Here is a 523-nt window from a genome sequence, read left to right as displayed (position 1 = left end):
ACTTAAACCCAGCTTTTTTAATAAGCTAGACAGATAGTTCACGTTGTAACGAACACCAAATTTAAGCCAGATGACCTCGGCAATCATGGCACTGTTCCATATTCCACAATGGAATCCATTCTCTCCAGGCCCTAATTTTATCAACGCAACCAATTGACTTTGCTGCGCTTTAGTTAGCTTATCTTTGCGTCCACGGCCTTGATAATGCTGACTTGTTAACCAAGCAATACCTTTGTACATAAAGGTTTTCACCCAGTTTATAATGGTTCTTGGATCTACCCCAAACCGTTTTGCTATTTCTTTTACTCCTATTTCTTCAGAAAACCAGAGTAGCGCTTGTGTTAATCGATATAAACGAATATTGCTTAATTTCAGAGCTGTTAATATGTTTTCTTGCAGTTTTTGTACAATTGAATTCGAAAAGCTTAGCGTTATGATTTTAAGTGCTCCTTTAAGTTTTTTCAGTAGAAATAAGTATATCTTCAAAGGAGTTTTTTACTGTTTTGGAAATTAATTTTCTGGA

Annotated in this window: 1 protein-coding gene; it reads right to left on the bottom strand. The window is 35.6% G+C overall.

Annotation, left to right across the window (positions count from 1 at the left end; translation table 11 throughout):
- Window positions 1–486 (bottom strand): helix-turn-helix domain-containing protein (locus RW114_RS20915; protein WP_340124647.1); only part of this gene is annotated, 486 nt, incomplete at its 3' end.
- Window positions 487–523: the final 37 nt, after the last annotated feature.

The organism is Methylobacter svalbardensis (genome assembly GCF_037671525.1).
GTDB classification, from domain to species: Bacteria; Pseudomonadota; Gammaproteobacteria; order Methylococcales; family Methylomonadaceae; genus Methylobacter_A; species Methylobacter_A svalbardensis.
Note: the sequence above shows the minus strand (reverse complement) of the source record. Positions and strands in the feature narration are given on the sequence as shown.